Below are 12,655 nucleotides of genomic sequence, written 5' to 3' on the forward strand. Positions count from 1 at the left end.
TGGAAAGGCCCGACGTGCAGTCCGGGGCTGTCTGGCATCCTACTCCGATTCGCCGAAAATGCCGAGCAATTCCGCAGCAGTGCTCGAGTCCAGTTTGCGGCCGGCTGAATAGCCGGCGCGGTTGGCGCAAATGCGTATTTGCGGAAGTGCGTTACTGCGCCGGCTGCGAGTCGCCAGGCACCAATAAGCCTCGTAATGGTAAGCCGCCGGACGGCAGGTAGAACGCTATGCCAGCGGCTCGAATCCGCCGGCCGTCGCTGTGGCGCCAACGCTCGAAACCGGCTGCCACACAATCTGTTGTCCTTTGTTCGCCGGCTTCGGGCGGATTGCCAAGCATCTCGGTATAGTCCGGCAAGCCTTCTTGCAGCAGAATCAAGTGCATGCGCACGCGCGGAATCGGTGCGACCGGGTCCAAGCCGGCCTCGCGAAAATTTGCGCTGAAGATCTGAGGAGTGGATTTATCCGCGCTCGCCATGTCGGGCGTGAATTCGGTTGCGGCCGTCCTAGCGTCGGACTGCAGCCACGATAGCCGCAAATACGGCGGCGGCTCTTGCGCCGACCACATCAGATGAACGTCGTTGCCCTGTGTGCAGTAATTGGGGTGCTCGATATCGTATGCGGGCCAGTATCCGCCGAGACGTTGCTCGACGCGTTGCAAGCGGATGCCGGGTTCTGCCCGTAGCGATTGGGTGTATATCAGGCCGGCACCGGGCATCGTATAAGGCGTGACCGGCTCTACGCGATATGGCAGCGGTGGGTTGTCCGGCGGCAATTCCCGGCGCAAACCGATCTGCCGGGCGGCGGCGTGCAATGGATTTTGCGCCGCGAAATAGGCCGTCAACGGCACGGCTAGAATCGCCAAGCCGCTGAAACCCAGCGCGATACTTTCGTTTCGGGAAAAACCGGGGCTTACCAGGCTGCCGCAAACGATATGGCAACCGAACCAGAGCAACGGCGCCGCCGTGAACAGCGAGAGATAGAATACGGCAAGGCCTTCCATGCCGCTGACCGCTTTGGCCGGCAATACCAGAACGGCAAAGGTGAGCGGTGCGGCAATCAGCGACGCGATCCGCACTGCCAGCCAGCTGCCGGCTCGGCCGCGGCGGCCAAAAACCCGGCTTTCCAGCCAGAGCAGGATGACCACCGTTGCCGCCACGCCGGCCGTCGCCACTACCCATTGGCGGCGTTCGGCCGGTGTGATTGCGTTCAGAATATCGAGAATTTGTGTCCAGTCCATATTGCAACCTCTAGTTGCCGGTGTTGACCAGGGACAGCAACGGCGAATTGGCCTGGTTCCGGCGAGTAGTGCCGGACGCGCGCTTTAACTTGGAGGAATTTAGGCGCTGGACAGGGGATTACGGTTTCGGATGCACTTCCACCCATTCGATACGCGGGCCTTGCATTTCCTTGACCACGATTTCGAAATCGTTGAAAGCGATGCGTTCGCCGACATCGGGTATGTCGCGCAACTGCGCCAGAATCATGCCGCCGACGGAATCGACGTCGTCCAGGTCCAATTCTTCGTTTTCGATGTCGACGCCGAGAATGCGCTCCAAGGAGAAGATCGGCAGGCTGCCCTTGCCTAATAGGCTGCCGTCATCCTGCCGGGTCCAGTCGCTTTCCGATTGGCAGAATTCGTCGCGGATCTCACCGACTATCGCCGACAGCAGATTGTCCAGGGTGATGAAGCCCAACGGTTTTTGGCCTTTCTGGCCGATGACCGCAAAGTGGGGGGAGCCTTGGGTAAAGCGGCGGAATAGTTCCAATGCCGGCATGTGCGCGGAAATATGTAGAATCGGGCGCAGGTAGGCTTCCAGGTCGTGCAGCGGATCGCCTTTTTGCTGGGCCAGAAACAAATCCTTCAGGTGGATGATGCCTAACGCATCCATTCCGTTGCTGTCGAAGTACGGAAAGCGGCTGTAGCAACTGCTGGAAACGATTTCCAGCATTTCCTGCGGCGACTGGCCGCGTTGCAGTGCGGTGATTTCGTGGATCGGCCGCATCAAGTCAGAGACTTCCAGTTTGCCGAAATCCAGGGTTTTGGCTAACACCTTATATTCTTCGCCGGTAAAGTTCTCGGCCGAGCGGGTGGAACGCAGGATCAGTTTCAGTTCGTCGGTGGAGTAATGGCTGTCGTGGTGGTGGCCCTCGCACAGCCCGCTCAAGCGCAAGACCAGGGTGGCGCTACCGTTCAGCAGCCAGATGGCCGGATACATCAACCAGTACAGCGCATATAGGGGCCCCGCGCTCCATAGGCCAATGCCTTCCGGATTGCGAATTGCCAGCGATTTGGGGGCTTGTTCGCCGACCACGATATGCAGGAACGAGATGGTGCAGAAGGCAAAGGCGAAAGAAATATTGTGGATTAATTCGGGCGAGGTGATTTGCAACTGATCGAACAAGGGTATCAGTAAATCGGCGAAGGCCGGTTCGCCGATCCAGCCCAGGCCCAGAGAGGCCAGCGTGATGCCGAGCTGGCAGGCCGATAAATAGGCGTCGAGTTGTTTGTGAACTTTGGCCAGAATCCGGCCGCGCCAGCCTTCGTTTTGTTCGATGGCTTTGATTCGGGTCTGCCGCAACTTTACCAGACTGAATTCCACGGCCACGAAAAAGCCGTTCAACAACACCAGCAGCAAGGCGCAGGCGACCAGAAAAACATTACTCATATACAGCTAAAGGATTACAACGGAAGATTCATTATACCGGTAATTGTGGGGTTTGCTTGACAGGCGTGGCGGCGGCCAAATGCCGGCCTAGTTTTAGCGGATGACGCGGCGCAGCAGACGTGCTGTAATCCGGACTCTGGCCGGCCAAGCGATTCGCCGGCCGTTCTCAGGATAAACTTCTCGTCGTTTGGAGGAAGCCGTCATGCCCGGACAACGCCCTGGCCCTGTCTGTAACAGCAGAGGAAACGAAACCATAGACCAAGGTACCAGTTGTCGGGCGGTATCGCCGCGGCCGGGGCCGGTCGGTGCCTTCTCGGGGGCGGTCGGCATGGCGCCGAAGCCCATCAGTTTTGGCCGGTTGTGGGCCGGCTATCCGGACGAAGCGCCTTACCGCGACGGCAACGGCAACGTGCCTGTGGGGTATGAAAACCAATGCGCGATTAAAGTCAGCGCGGCATTGTATGCGGCCGGTGCCAAGCTGGATGGCTTTACCGGGGCTACGGTCAGCGTTGGCGGTAACCGGTTGGCGATTCGGGCGCAGGAAATGGCGGACTGGCTGCAGACGGCTTCGGTTAAGGTGCTGCAAAGCCGGGTTGCCGATGTCACCGGTCAGGATTGGCAAAGCAAAATCAAGGGTAAGACCGGTATCGTCTATTTTCAGAATTATTGGTTGCGCCCCGGCGAAAAAACGCCTTCCGGCGACCATATCGATCTGTGGAACGGTAGCCGGCTGACGGCGTCCGGGTTTCAAGGGACGGTGGTGACCGTGTTGCGCTTCGGTTTGGGGGTGGCGTCCGGACCGGGTTTTTCCGATTTGAGTAAGTCGCAAAAGATTCTGTTTTGGGAGGTGCCGTGAGTTTGCGCTTTCTATCTCGCTTGGCCGGTGCCGGTTTGGCGGTCGGCTTGGGCGTTGGTTTGTGGCGCTATTGGACCGGAATTTGTAACGAGGCCTGTGCCGCGGAACGAGCACTGGCGATGATTTTGTTGAGTTTCCTGTTGCCGGCCGCGGCGTATTGGACTTTGCTGGTTTGGACCGCCGCCAGTCCGCGGCCGCGCGCACGGGTTTTTGCCGCGCTGTTGACTGGCGTGTGTCTCGCGACATCGATCTGGTTGAGCGTTACCGGCTGATGCCGGCGGTTGGCGGCTTACTCGCGGTCGCCGATTTTCGGCAGCCGGTCGGCCAAGCCCATCGCGTGGCGGGCCAGCATTTGCTTGGCGAAGGGCAGGTGGTCCAATAAGGTCAGGCCGGCGTTGCGGACTGCGGCCAGCGGCAGGTTGCCGTTGGAGAAGATCTTGACCAAGTTGTCGGTGAAGCCGATGGTTCTGCCGTGGTCTTGCTGGCGCTGCCGGCTGTAGTTTTTCAGCATGCGGGCATCGCCGATATCGCCGTTATGCTGGTGTTGCTCGGTCAGCATTTCCGCCAGCAAAGCCACATCGCGGATGCCCAGGTTAAACCCTTGTCCGGCCACCGGATGCAGTTGGTGAACGGCGTTGCCGATGATCACGGTACGGCCGGAGGCCATGCTCTCGGCCCGAATCAGGCTGAGCGGAAACGCCCGGCGCGGCGCGGCCAATTTCAGTTCGCCCAGCCGATAGCCGAAGCAATCCTGCAGTTCAGCGAGAAATTCGCGGTCGTTGGCATTGAGCAGAGTTTCGGCTTGCTCGTGGCTGCGGGTCCAGACGACGGCCGATTGCTTGCCGGCTACCGGCAACAAGGCCAGCGGGCCGAACTCGGTGAAACGTTCGAAGGCGGTGTTGCGGTGTGGCAGCGCCGAATGCACGGTGGTGACCAGCGCGGTCTGGCCGTATTCGGTGACGTGCTGCGGAATTTCCAACAGTTTGCGTACCGTGGAATTGCCACCGTCGGCGCCGACCAGTAATTGCGCGCTGACGTTCAGCGAACTGCCGTCGTGCTGCTTCAAGCTGACGTTGACTGCATCGCGGCCCGACATCAATCCGGCGACCCGGGTCTGGTGCAGGCAAACGGTATCGGTTTTCTCGGCCAAGTCGGCCATGTGCTGTTCGATGTCGCGGGCGACGATCACATAACCCAGGGCATCGACGCCCTCGGTTTCGGCCGATAGCCGGGTTTTGCCGAAATGACCGCGGTCGGAAACGTGGATGTGTTTGATCGGAGTGGCTTTGTCGGCTACGCCGCGCCAGGCACCCAAGGCATTCAATAATTCCACGGTGCCGGCCGCGAGGGCCAAGGCGCGGTCGCCGGCCGGCGAATTTCGCAACTGCTCGCGGCTGGCGGCTTCGACCAACGCGATCTTCAATCCGCTGCGCTTCAGGGCCAGAGCCAGGCAGTTGCCGGCCAAACCGGCGCCGACGATGATCAGATCGAAGTCGTGTTGCATTGTCTAGCCCGTCATTAGCGCTTCGATGGCGTCTATCGACTTCGGTACTCCGCCGGTCAGTATCTCATGGCCGTCCTTGGTGACCAGCACGTCGTCCTCAATGCGGATGCCGATGCCGCGCCATTGCTTATCCACTGTCTCGCAGTCGGCGGCGACGTAGAGTCCCGGCTCGACGGTCAACACCATGCCGGGTTCCAGCAGGCGCCATTCGTCTTTGATTTTATAATCGCCGACGTCATGCACGTCCATCCCCAGCCAGTGGCCGATGCGGTGCATGTAGAACTGTTTGTACTTTTCGTCTTTGATCAGTTTTTTCACCCTGCCTTTGAGCAGGCCCAGTTCCACCAAGCCCCTGGTCAAGGTTTCCACCGAAGCGTCGTGGGCCTTGTTCCACGGATTGCCGGGTTTGATCTCGGCCAAAGCCGCGGCTTGGGCGTCCAGCACCAGTTGGTACAACAAGCGTTGCGGCTCGCTGAATTTGCCGGACACCGGGAAGGTGCGGGTGATGTCGGCGGCGTAATGGTCGCATTCGACGCCGGCGTCGATCAGCAACAGGTCGCCTTTGTTGAGTTTGTCGTTATTTTCGGTGTAATGCAGCACGCAGGCGTTTCTGCCGCCGGCGACGATGGACGGGTAGGCCACTGCGCGCAAGCCATCTTGCACAAATTCGTGCATCAGTTCTGCTTCGATCTGGTATTCGTATAAACCCGGCTTGCAGGCCCGCATGGCCCGAACATGTGCCTTGGCCGAGACTTCGGCGGCGCGGCGCATCAATTTCAATTCCTCGGCGCTTTTGAACAGCCGCATCTCGTGCAGGATGTGTTCCAGCGACACCAATTCGCCCGGTGCCGTGATACCGGAACGGGATTGCTTGCGGATGTTGTTGATCCATTCCATCAGTTTGTGGTCGAGATCGCTGTCCTTGCCCATCGGGTAGAACACCTTGCTCTTGTTTTCCAGCATGCCGGGCAGGATGTCGTCCAGATCGTCGATCGGAAACGAATCGTCGGCTTCGTAATGTTTGGTGGCACCTTCCAGGCCGGCATGGGCGCCTTCCCACAAGGCCTTTTTCTCGTCGAATTCGCGGCAGAACAGGATGTATTCGCCTTGTTCGCGGCCGGGAATAAACACGGCCATCGATTCGGCTTCATTAAATCCGGTCAGGTAGTAAAAGTCGCTATCCTGGCGGAATGGGTAATGCACGTCGCGGTTGCGGGTGCGGTGCGGGGCGCTGGCAATGATGGCGATATTGCCTTTGCCGATTTGTTTCATCAGGCTGGCGCGGCGCTTTTTGAATTCGCTCTGTTTCATCGGGGCGGCGGCTTAGTGAGTTTGTAGCGGGTGTTGTTCGGCGAACTGGTCGCGTACGGTAAATACGGCAGCGCGCACGTATTCGCGGATTTCGATCAGCGCGTTTTCGTCGTCTTCTTCGCCAAGGTCGCTGTCGATTTTAGTCAGTTCGATCATGTCCCGCATCACCTCGGCCGTGTCGCCCGGCCAGTCGGCGTCGGTTTGGGCGTAGCCTACGCCGAACAGAAATCCCTGGCACCAACAGCGCAGGGCTTCGACCTGTTCCGCCAATGCCTCGTCCTCGTCCGGCAGCAGCAAGTCGAACGCGAATTCGTCGTTTTGATTTTCCAGTAAAGTGCGGGTTTGTTCGAAGACGCCGCACAGCAGGTTTTTGTCTCCCTCAATCAATTGTTCAATCTCGGCAAACAATTCCCGGAGCCAGTTTTCCACGTCGGCTTTAATTTCGACGCAGAGCATGCCGGTAGCGACGCCGTGTGCCTCCGCGGCGCCGACGTCCGCGTCGTGTTGTTGCAGAATTTCGCTGATCGCGCTGTATGTCATTGGATACGTGTTTCCTGTCAAGGAGCTGTTCAAATACCTGGCTTATGCTAACATTCCTAGCCGAACGTGAGGATTATAACGTCATATCAGCCCATACTTCTGACTATGTCTCAACTCGAAAAAGATCCGTCTACCGAACTCGAAGCGCTGGAAAATAAACTGGATGTGCTGATCGCTCAGTTCAATCAAGTCAAAAATGAGAACAAGTCGTTGAAAGTCAAACAGGATGCCTTGGTTAAGGAGAAAGCCAAATTGCTGGAAAAAACCACGCTGGCCAAAGCCCGAGTCGAAGCGATGATCGCTCGCCTGAAAGCGATGGAACACGACTCATGAGTAAAGCCGTTCACCCCGTCTCGTTGAATATTCTGGACAAGGAATACAAGATCGCCTGTGCGCCGGACGAGAGAGATTCGTTGATTAGTTCCGCTCGCGAGCTCGACAAGCAAATGCGCAAGATCCGCGACACCGGTAAAGTCAGCGGGGCCGACCGTATTGCCGTGCTGGCGGCGTTGAATCTGGCTCACGATTGGGCTGCGGAAGCCCATAAGCCCACCGGCGACAGCGATATGGCGAATCGCTTGGCAGATTTGCGCATCAAAATAGAAAACGTTTTGGAAAACCCGTAAATCCGGTAAACTACAAGTCCAATCTCCTGCAGCGTTCGAGCAGTACTGGGTGTTTCCTGAACCTGCATTTGCCCCGGAAGCTTTTTACCCGTCATGGTGTGCATGCCTGTTCGCTCAGGAAGCCTGATTGGCGGGAATCGGTTTCCACTTGAACCTCCGGTTCAAGGACGAAAGTATCAGACGGCGCAGGCGGGAGATCTCTTTACCTTTCAAATCCCGCTCTTCTTCCCCCAAATAAAGTTTCGGATGGCGTTGGTTTTGCTGCGCCTATTGCGCCTGGGCGCCAGTCTCAAGACTGACCGATCCGCTCTCAGCTGCAATATCCAAGTGCCGCCGCGCTATGTGGCTTTCGTGATGAGCGCCACATATTTAAATTCAATTTGAAGTCGGTTTTTTATTATTCGGCCTATGTCTCGGAAATCCGGTTTTTTGTGCGGAAGCCTATGGTTTTTTGGTTGAAATATGCGAAATGTATTAAATAACGGAAGATCGGTGCTGGCAGTAACTGAAGTTTTGGATTTTACTTAACTCACGTTGCCGCTTGAGGTGGCGAGAATGGATTTAACAGCGTTTTGGGTCGGACGTGTTTGCATATTAATTTATCGTAGGGTGGTCGCAATGAATGAATTTAAAAAAGACGTGTTTGTTGGCTTGGTTTCTTTCTCCGGCATACTGAGTTTTATTTTCGGGCAATTTATAATTTCAACCATGCTGTTCGGTATCGCCGCGCTTTCCAGCAACATGGTACTGGAAAGTCGCGCCAAGCTTGAAAGGTTTTAAAAGTTTCTCCATTTGGCGGAGATTCGCAGGTAGATATTCTAAATATTTGCTTGCTTTTGCTCCCGTATCGGCCCTCCGGTACGGGAGTTTTTTTATGCCAAATACCCTGGTACAGACAATTGCGAAGATAGTATTGCAATCACCGGTTCGCGCTGCCGGTTTTTTATTGCTTCCGTAAAAACTCCAGTTTATCTTTTATCTTTACTTCCAGGCCGCGTTCTACCGGAAAATAATAACGTTTGCCTTTTAAAGGTTCCGGTAAATAGTTTTCGCCGGCGGCATAGGCGTTTTTCTCGTCGTGAGCGTAACGATACTCGGCGCCGTGTCCCAGTTCTTTCATGAGTTTGGTTGGCGCATTGCGCAAATGGATCGGCACCTCCAGCGAGCCGCTGGTTCGAGCATCGGCCATTGCCGCCTTATAAGCGACGTATACGGCATTGCTTTTCGGCGCACAGGCCAGATAGACGATGGCTTGCGCCAGCGACAACTCGCCTTCCGGGCTGCCCAGGCGCTCGTAGGCGTGAGCGGCATTCAGCGCCAGTTCCAGCCCGCGCGGGTCGGCGTTGCCGATGTCTTCCGACGCCATCCGCACCACCCGGCGGGCGATGTATAACGGGTCGCAACCGCCCTCTATCATCCGGCAGAACCAGTACAATGCCGCGTCCGGGTCGGTGCCGCGCACCGATTTGTGCAGCGCGGAAATCTGGTCGTAGAAAATATCCCCGCCCTTGTCGAAACGAGCCGCATGGCCTTGCAAAACTTCGCCGATCACCCCGCGGTCGACGACTTCCCGGTCGTCCACGGTTTCCGCCAGGTCGGCGGCGATTTGCAGAATGTTAAGGCAGCGGCGGGCGTCGCCGTCGGCCGCCTTGGCGATCATTGTCAGCACGTCGTCGCTGATTGCCAGTTTGCGCTTACCCAAACCGCGGGTTGGATCGGTCAACGCTTGGTGCAGAAGGTCCACCAAATCCTCGGCTTCGATGCTGCGCATCACGTAAACCCGTAGCCTTGATAGCAGCGCGTTGTTGAGTTCGAACGACGGATTTTCGGTGGTGGCGCCGAATAGGATGATCGCACCGCTCTCGATCGGCGCCAGCAAGGAATCCTGCTGGCTTTTCGAGAAGCGGTGGATCTCGTCGATAAACACCACGGTGTTCAGATTCCGGCTGAGCTTGACCTCCTCGGCCTCCGCCACCGCGGCGCGGATTTCCTTGACCCCGGCCATCACCGCCGACAGTTCGATGAAATGGCAATGCGCGCTGGCGGCGATAATTTTCGCCAGCGTGGTCTTGCCAACGCCCGGCGGCCCCCAAAACACCAGCGAATGCGGCACGCCCTGGTCAATCGCGGCGCGGAGCGACTTGCCCTTCGCCAGCAAATGCTGCTGGCCGATGTATTGGTCCAGATTGGTCGGACGCATGCGGGCGGCCAAGGGCGCGTGCGGATTGATGTCGAAGGCGGTCTGGTTCATGATCCGGTAAAACTGATAGGCAATGGCAGCATTTTTCTTTAAAATCGCCGGCCATTTTATTGATTCTCTGGCCGGATTGACATGGATTTAAAATTCTTAGATTTCGAACAGCCCATCGCCGAATTGCAAGCCAAAATCGAAGAGCTGCGCAAGGTGGAGCTGGACAACAATTTCGACATTTCCGAGACACTGAAACAGCTCGAGCAAAAATGCGAAATGCTGACCGAGAGCATTTTCAGCAACCTGTCCGACTGGCAGATTTCGCAATTGTCCCGCCATCCTGGCCGTCCCTACACATTAGATTACGTCAATCTGATGTTCACCGACTTCCACGAACTGCACGGTGACCGGGCGTTTGCCGACGATCAGGCCATCGTCTGCGGCTTGGCGCGGCTGGAAGGTCAGCCGGTGGTGGTGATCGGTCACCAAAAAGGTCGCGACACCAAGGAAAAAATCCATCGCAACTTCGGCATGCCGCGTCCGGAGGGTTATCGCAAAGCCTTGCGGGTCATGAAGATGGCCGAGCGTTTCAAGCTGCCGATTATCTGCCTGATCGACACTCCGGGCGCCTATCCCGGCATTGGCGCTGAGGAACGCGGCCAAAGCGAGGCGATTGCACGCAATCTGTTCGAAATGTCCAAATTGCGCACGCCGATCATCTGCACGGTCATCGGCGAAGGCGGCTCCGGCGGCGCGCTGGCGATTGGCGTTGGCGACCGCTTGTTGATGCTGGAATACAGCACCTACGCGGTCATTTCGCCGGAAGGTTGTGCCTCGATTTTATGGAAAAGCGCCGACAAAGCCCAGTTGGCGGCGGAAGCCATGGGCATTACCTCCGACCGGGTGCGCGAGCAAGGCTTTTTGGACGAGGTGGTGCGTGAGCCGGTCGGCGGCGGTCACCGTAATTTTCAGAAGATTGCCGAAAATTTGCAGGAGGCGTTATTGCGGCACTTGGCGGAATTGAACCAGGAGGCGGCTGCTAACATGGATCAAATGTTGGAAAAACGCTACCAGCGGATCATGCGCTTTGGCTCCTACATTGAAGAGCCGGTTAAATAGTCCGGCCACGTTCGTCCGTTTAGACAAAAGGCCGGCTGCGTTCGGCCTTTTTTTATGAACCCGAAAATCTCTAGTCTCGACCCGCGTCTGATCACTGCGCTATTGCCGCCGGATTGTCGAACGGTTTACGTGGCCTATAGCGGCGGTGTGGATTCGCATGTGTTGCTCCATTTGGCCGCAGTCGGAGCCGGACTACAAGAGCGCATTGTCGCCGTATACGTCAACCACGGTTTGCAAGCCAGCGCCGATGCGTGGGGCGAGCATTGCCGCCGCCAGTGCCTGGAATTGCGGGTGGCGTTTCAAATTGTCAAGGTCGATGCCGTTGCCCGAAACGGTGAAGGCCCCGAGGCTGCGGCGCGCGAAGCAAGGTACCGGGCTTTGCGTCCATTGTTGGAGGAGGGCGACGTGTTGTTGCTGGCGCAACATCGCGAGGACCAAGCGGAGACGTTGTTGCTGCAATTGTTCAGGGGGGCGGGGGTGGCCGGCTTGGCTGGCATGCCTGTCGATGCGGCATTTGGCCGCGGGCGTATGCTGCGGCCTTTTTTGGATACGTCCAAAAAAGATATCTGCGACTATGCGCGCGCCAATCATCTGCAATGGGTGGATGATCCGAGTAACCAAAGCAGCGATTTCGATCGCAACTTTCTGCGCAATCAAATCCTGCCGTTGTTGAAGCAGCGCTGGCCGGCGCTGGATAAAACAGTGGCGCGTTCGGCCGCGCATTGCGGCGAAGCCTCACGGATGTTAGAGGATTGGGTAGGACCGGTTTTGGCGGAAATGCTCGACCCTGAAAGCAAAAGTATCTGTCTTGCCGGTTTAAGCCGGCTCAGCGAGTCGCAGCGCCGCGTTGTGTTGCGGAAGTGGCTGACCTCCTTCGGGTTGAAGCCGCCGAGTGCCACAGTGATAGATGCGCTGACGGCACAATTCGCCAACCGCCAGGGTAAAACATCGGCGCCGCAGCTCCAAATTCAGGGGTATCATGTCCTCGGTTATCGGCAAAAATTGTTTTGCATCCCGGCGGCCGCGTTGGATAAATTCGCAGGTAATTTGTTGTGGCCGAAACCGGATGCCCGGTTAGATTTGGGAAACGGCTATGGCTTGGTCAGGGCGGAAGCCTGTTCCGGAATCGCCAAGGCTCATTGGGACGGAGCCGAAGTGTCGGTAAAGGCTCGAGTTGGCGGCGAAAAGCTCAAGTTACCCGGACGTGCTGGGCATCATTGCCTGAAGAAGTTGTACCAGGAGGCGGCTATTCCGCCCTGGGAACGTAATCAGCGGCCGTTGCTCTATATAGACGGGCGTCTGGCGGCGGTAGCGGGCTTATGGGTCGCGGAATGGGCTTGGGCCAGCGGTGAGGCGGCTTGTTATCGAGTGGATTGGAAGGCCAGTCGCTGGCTTGATGATTCCGTTTTTTGACCAGGGGGTGGAGATGTTTCCGGATGTTCTGCAGAGTGCGATTGTCGGGATGATGGTGGCGATCCCGACCATCGTGGTTTATAAAAAGGCCGGTTTGCATCCGGCTTGGGCTGCGTTGGTATTTTTGCCGGTGTTCGGCTTGTTGTTGGTATTCTTGCAGTTGGCGTTCCAAGGATGGCCTAGCCTGAAACAGGAGCGGTGACCATGGAATTGTTTTTTATCCTTTTGCCGGCCTACATTCTCTTCTGTCTTTGGCTGGGCAATCGCATTTTGCAAAAAGCCGGGTTCGACGGGCGTTGGGTGCTAGTGTTGCTAGTGCCGGTGGTGAACATCATCATGATTTGGGTGTTCGCATTCAGCTCCTGGCCGAATTTGCGGTCGGACGCAAAGTTGGAATGATCGGGAGTTGCCGGCCTGTTAAGCAAAGTC

At 57.2% G+C, this 12,655-nt stretch carries 14 protein-coding genes and 1 other RNA gene; 9 read left to right on the forward strand and 6 right to left on the reverse strand.

From position 1 onward, the window contains the following. Nucleotides 1-151: 151 nt before the first annotated feature. Nucleotides 152-1,237, reverse strand: a complete 1,086-nt coding sequence (locus tag C2U68_RS13575; RefSeq protein WP_140913012.1) for a hypothetical protein — start codon at nucleotides 1,235-1,237, stop codon at nucleotides 152-154. Between the two features lie 118 nt (nucleotides 1,238-1,355). Next, nucleotides 1,356-2,666, reverse strand: a complete 1,311-nt coding sequence (locus tag C2U68_RS13580; RefSeq protein ID WP_140913013.1) for a hemolysin family protein — start codon at nucleotides 2,664-2,666, stop codon at nucleotides 1,356-1,358. Between the two features lie 202 nt (nucleotides 2,667-2,868). Here C2U68_RS13580 and C2U68_RS13585 point away from each other — a divergent pair, with 202 nt between their 5' ends. Both C2U68_RS13585 and C2U68_RS13590 read left to right on the forward strand, forming a co-directional pair. After that, nucleotides 2,869-3,522 carry a type VI secretion system amidase effector protein Tae4 gene (locus C2U68_RS13585; RefSeq protein WP_140913014.1) on the forward strand — a complete coding sequence of 218 codons (654 nt, stop codon included), beginning with the start codon at nucleotides 2,869-2,871 and terminating at the stop codon, nucleotides 3,520-3,522. Next, on the forward strand, nucleotides 3,519-3,794 hold the full coding sequence (locus C2U68_RS13590; RefSeq protein WP_140913015.1) for a hypothetical protein: 276 nt from the start codon (nucleotides 3,519-3,521) through the stop codon (nucleotides 3,792-3,794). Before C2U68_RS13585 ends, C2U68_RS13590 begins: the two co-directional genes overlap by 4 nt. A gap of 17 nt (nucleotides 3,795-3,811) precedes the next feature. On the opposite strand, the gene ubiH is transcribed toward C2U68_RS13590, so the two are convergent. Genes ubiH through C2U68_RS13605 form a run of 3 tightly spaced genes read right to left on the reverse strand, consistent with a single transcriptional unit; the run spans nucleotide 3,812 to nucleotide 6,877 of the window. Continuing rightward, a complete protein-coding gene (gene ubiH / locus C2U68_RS13595; RefSeq protein WP_140913016.1) occupies nucleotides 3,812-5,026 on the reverse strand; it encodes a 2-octaprenyl-6-methoxyphenyl hydroxylase in 1,215 nt (404 codons plus the stop codon). A 3-nt stretch (nucleotides 5,027-5,029) separates the two neighbouring features. After that, nucleotides 5,030-6,337, reverse strand: a complete 1,308-nt coding sequence (gene pepP, locus C2U68_RS13600) for a Xaa-Pro aminopeptidase (RefSeq protein WP_140913017.1) — start codon at nucleotides 6,335-6,337, stop codon at nucleotides 5,030-5,032. Between the two features lie 12 nt (nucleotides 6,338-6,349). After that, entirely contained in the window at nucleotides 6,350-6,877 is a 528-nt protein-coding gene (locus C2U68_RS13605) for a UPF0149 family protein (protein WP_140913018.1), read from the reverse strand. A gap of 105 nt (nucleotides 6,878-6,982) precedes the next feature. On the opposite strand from C2U68_RS13605, the gene C2U68_RS13610 reads away from it, so the two are divergent. The 4 genes from C2U68_RS13610 to C2U68_RS21235 all read left to right on the forward strand — a co-directional run bounded on the left by C2U68_RS13610 (nucleotide 6,983) and on the right by C2U68_RS21235 (nucleotide 8,283). Beyond that, nucleotides 6,983-7,210 carry a TIGR02449 family protein gene (locus C2U68_RS13610; protein ID WP_140913019.1) on the forward strand — a complete coding sequence of 76 codons (228 nt, stop codon included), beginning with the start codon at nucleotides 6,983-6,985 and terminating at the stop codon, nucleotides 7,208-7,210. Continuing rightward, a complete protein-coding gene (locus C2U68_RS13615; protein WP_140913020.1) occupies nucleotides 7,207-7,503 on the forward strand; it encodes a cell division protein ZapA in 297 nt (98 codons plus the stop codon). The genes C2U68_RS13610 and C2U68_RS13615 overlap by 4 nt, the downstream gene beginning before the upstream one ends. A gap of 20 nt (nucleotides 7,504-7,523) precedes the next feature. Continuing rightward, nucleotides 7,524-7,703, forward strand: a non-coding RNA gene (gene ssrS / locus C2U68_RS13620) — 6S RNA. A 418-nt stretch (nucleotides 7,704-8,121) separates the two neighbouring features. Then, nucleotides 8,122-8,283 (forward strand): hypothetical protein, encoded by a 162-nt coding sequence (locus tag C2U68_RS21235; protein ID WP_186289607.1) that lies wholly within the window; start codon nucleotides 8,122-8,124, stop codon nucleotides 8,281-8,283. Nucleotides 8,284-8,446: 163 nt separating this feature from the next. Here C2U68_RS21235 and C2U68_RS13625 read toward each other — a convergent pair whose 3' ends face one another. Further along, nucleotides 8,447-9,754, reverse strand: coding sequence for a replication-associated recombination protein A (locus tag C2U68_RS13625; protein ID WP_140913021.1), 1,308 nt, complete (start codon nucleotides 9,752-9,754; stop codon nucleotides 8,447-8,449). Between the two features lie 81 nt (nucleotides 9,755-9,835). Between C2U68_RS13625 and accA the strand changes: the two genes are divergently transcribed. The 3 genes from accA to C2U68_RS13640 are packed head-to-tail and all read left to right on the forward strand — an operon-like array spanning nucleotide 9,836 to nucleotide 12,428. Beyond that, nucleotides 9,836-10,813, forward strand: coding sequence for an acetyl-CoA carboxylase carboxyl transferase subunit alpha (gene accA / locus C2U68_RS13630; RefSeq protein ID WP_140913022.1), 978 nt, complete (start codon nucleotides 9,836-9,838; stop codon nucleotides 10,811-10,813). Between the two features lie 54 nt (nucleotides 10,814-10,867). Continuing rightward, on the forward strand, nucleotides 10,868-12,226 hold the full coding sequence (gene tilS / locus C2U68_RS13635) for a tRNA lysidine(34) synthetase TilS (RefSeq protein WP_260839356.1): 1,359 nt from the start codon (nucleotides 10,868-10,870) through the stop codon (nucleotides 12,224-12,226). After that, on the forward strand, nucleotides 12,210-12,428 hold the full coding sequence (locus C2U68_RS13640; RefSeq protein ID WP_260839357.1) for a hypothetical protein: 219 nt from the start codon (nucleotides 12,210-12,212) through the stop codon (nucleotides 12,426-12,428). The genes tilS and C2U68_RS13640 overlap by 17 nt, the downstream gene beginning before the upstream one ends. Nucleotides 12,429-12,655: the final 227 nt, after the last annotated feature.

Source organism: Methylomonas koyamae (genome assembly GCF_006483455.1).
GTDB lineage: Bacteria > Pseudomonadota > Gammaproteobacteria > Methylococcales > Methylomonadaceae > Methylomonas > Methylomonas koyamae_B.

Bases quoted from the DNA above. Each gene is read 5' to 3' on its own strand.
- accA (WP_140913022.1), top strand. From the start codon at position 9,836: ATGGATTTAAAATTCTTAGATTTCGAACAGCCCATCGCCGAATTGCAA.
- C2U68_RS13575 (WP_140913012.1), bottom strand. From the start codon at position 1,237: ATGGACTGGACACAAATTCTCGATATTCTGAACGCAATCACACCGGCC.
- C2U68_RS13580 (WP_140913013.1), bottom strand. From the start codon at position 2,666: ATGAGTAATGTTTTTCTGGTCGCCTGCGCCTTGCTGCTGGTGTTGTTG.
- tilS (WP_260839356.1), top strand. From the start codon at position 10,868: ATGAACCCGAAAATCTCTAGTCTCGACCCGCGTCTGATCACTGCGCTA.
- C2U68_RS21235 (WP_186289607.1), top strand. From the start codon at position 8,122: ATGAATGAATTTAAAAAAGACGTGTTTGTTGGCTTGGTTTCTTTCTCC.
- C2U68_RS13605 (WP_140913018.1), bottom strand. From the start codon at position 6,877: ATGACATACAGCGCGATCAGCGAAATTCTGCAACAACACGACGCGGAC.
- C2U68_RS13615 (WP_140913020.1), top strand. From the start codon at position 7,207: ATGAGTAAAGCCGTTCACCCCGTCTCGTTGAATATTCTGGACAAGGAA.
- C2U68_RS13625 (WP_140913021.1), bottom strand. From the start codon at position 9,754: ATGAACCAGACCGCCTTCGACATCAATCCGCACGCGCCCTTGGCCGCC.
- ubiH (WP_140913016.1), bottom strand. From the start codon at position 5,026: ATGCAACACGACTTCGATCTGATCATCGTCGGCGCCGGTTTGGCCGGC.
- C2U68_RS13640 (WP_260839357.1), top strand. From the start codon at position 12,210: ATGATTCCGTTTTTTGACCAGGGGGTGGAGATGTTTCCGGATGTTCTG.
- pepP (WP_140913017.1), bottom strand. From the start codon at position 6,337: ATGAAACAGAGCGAATTCAAAAAGCGCCGCGCCAGCCTGATGAAACAA.
- C2U68_RS13585 (WP_140913014.1), top strand. From the start codon at position 2,869: ATGCCCGGACAACGCCCTGGCCCTGTCTGTAACAGCAGAGGAAACGAA.
- C2U68_RS13610 (WP_140913019.1), top strand. From the start codon at position 6,983: ATGTCTCAACTCGAAAAAGATCCGTCTACCGAACTCGAAGCGCTGGAA.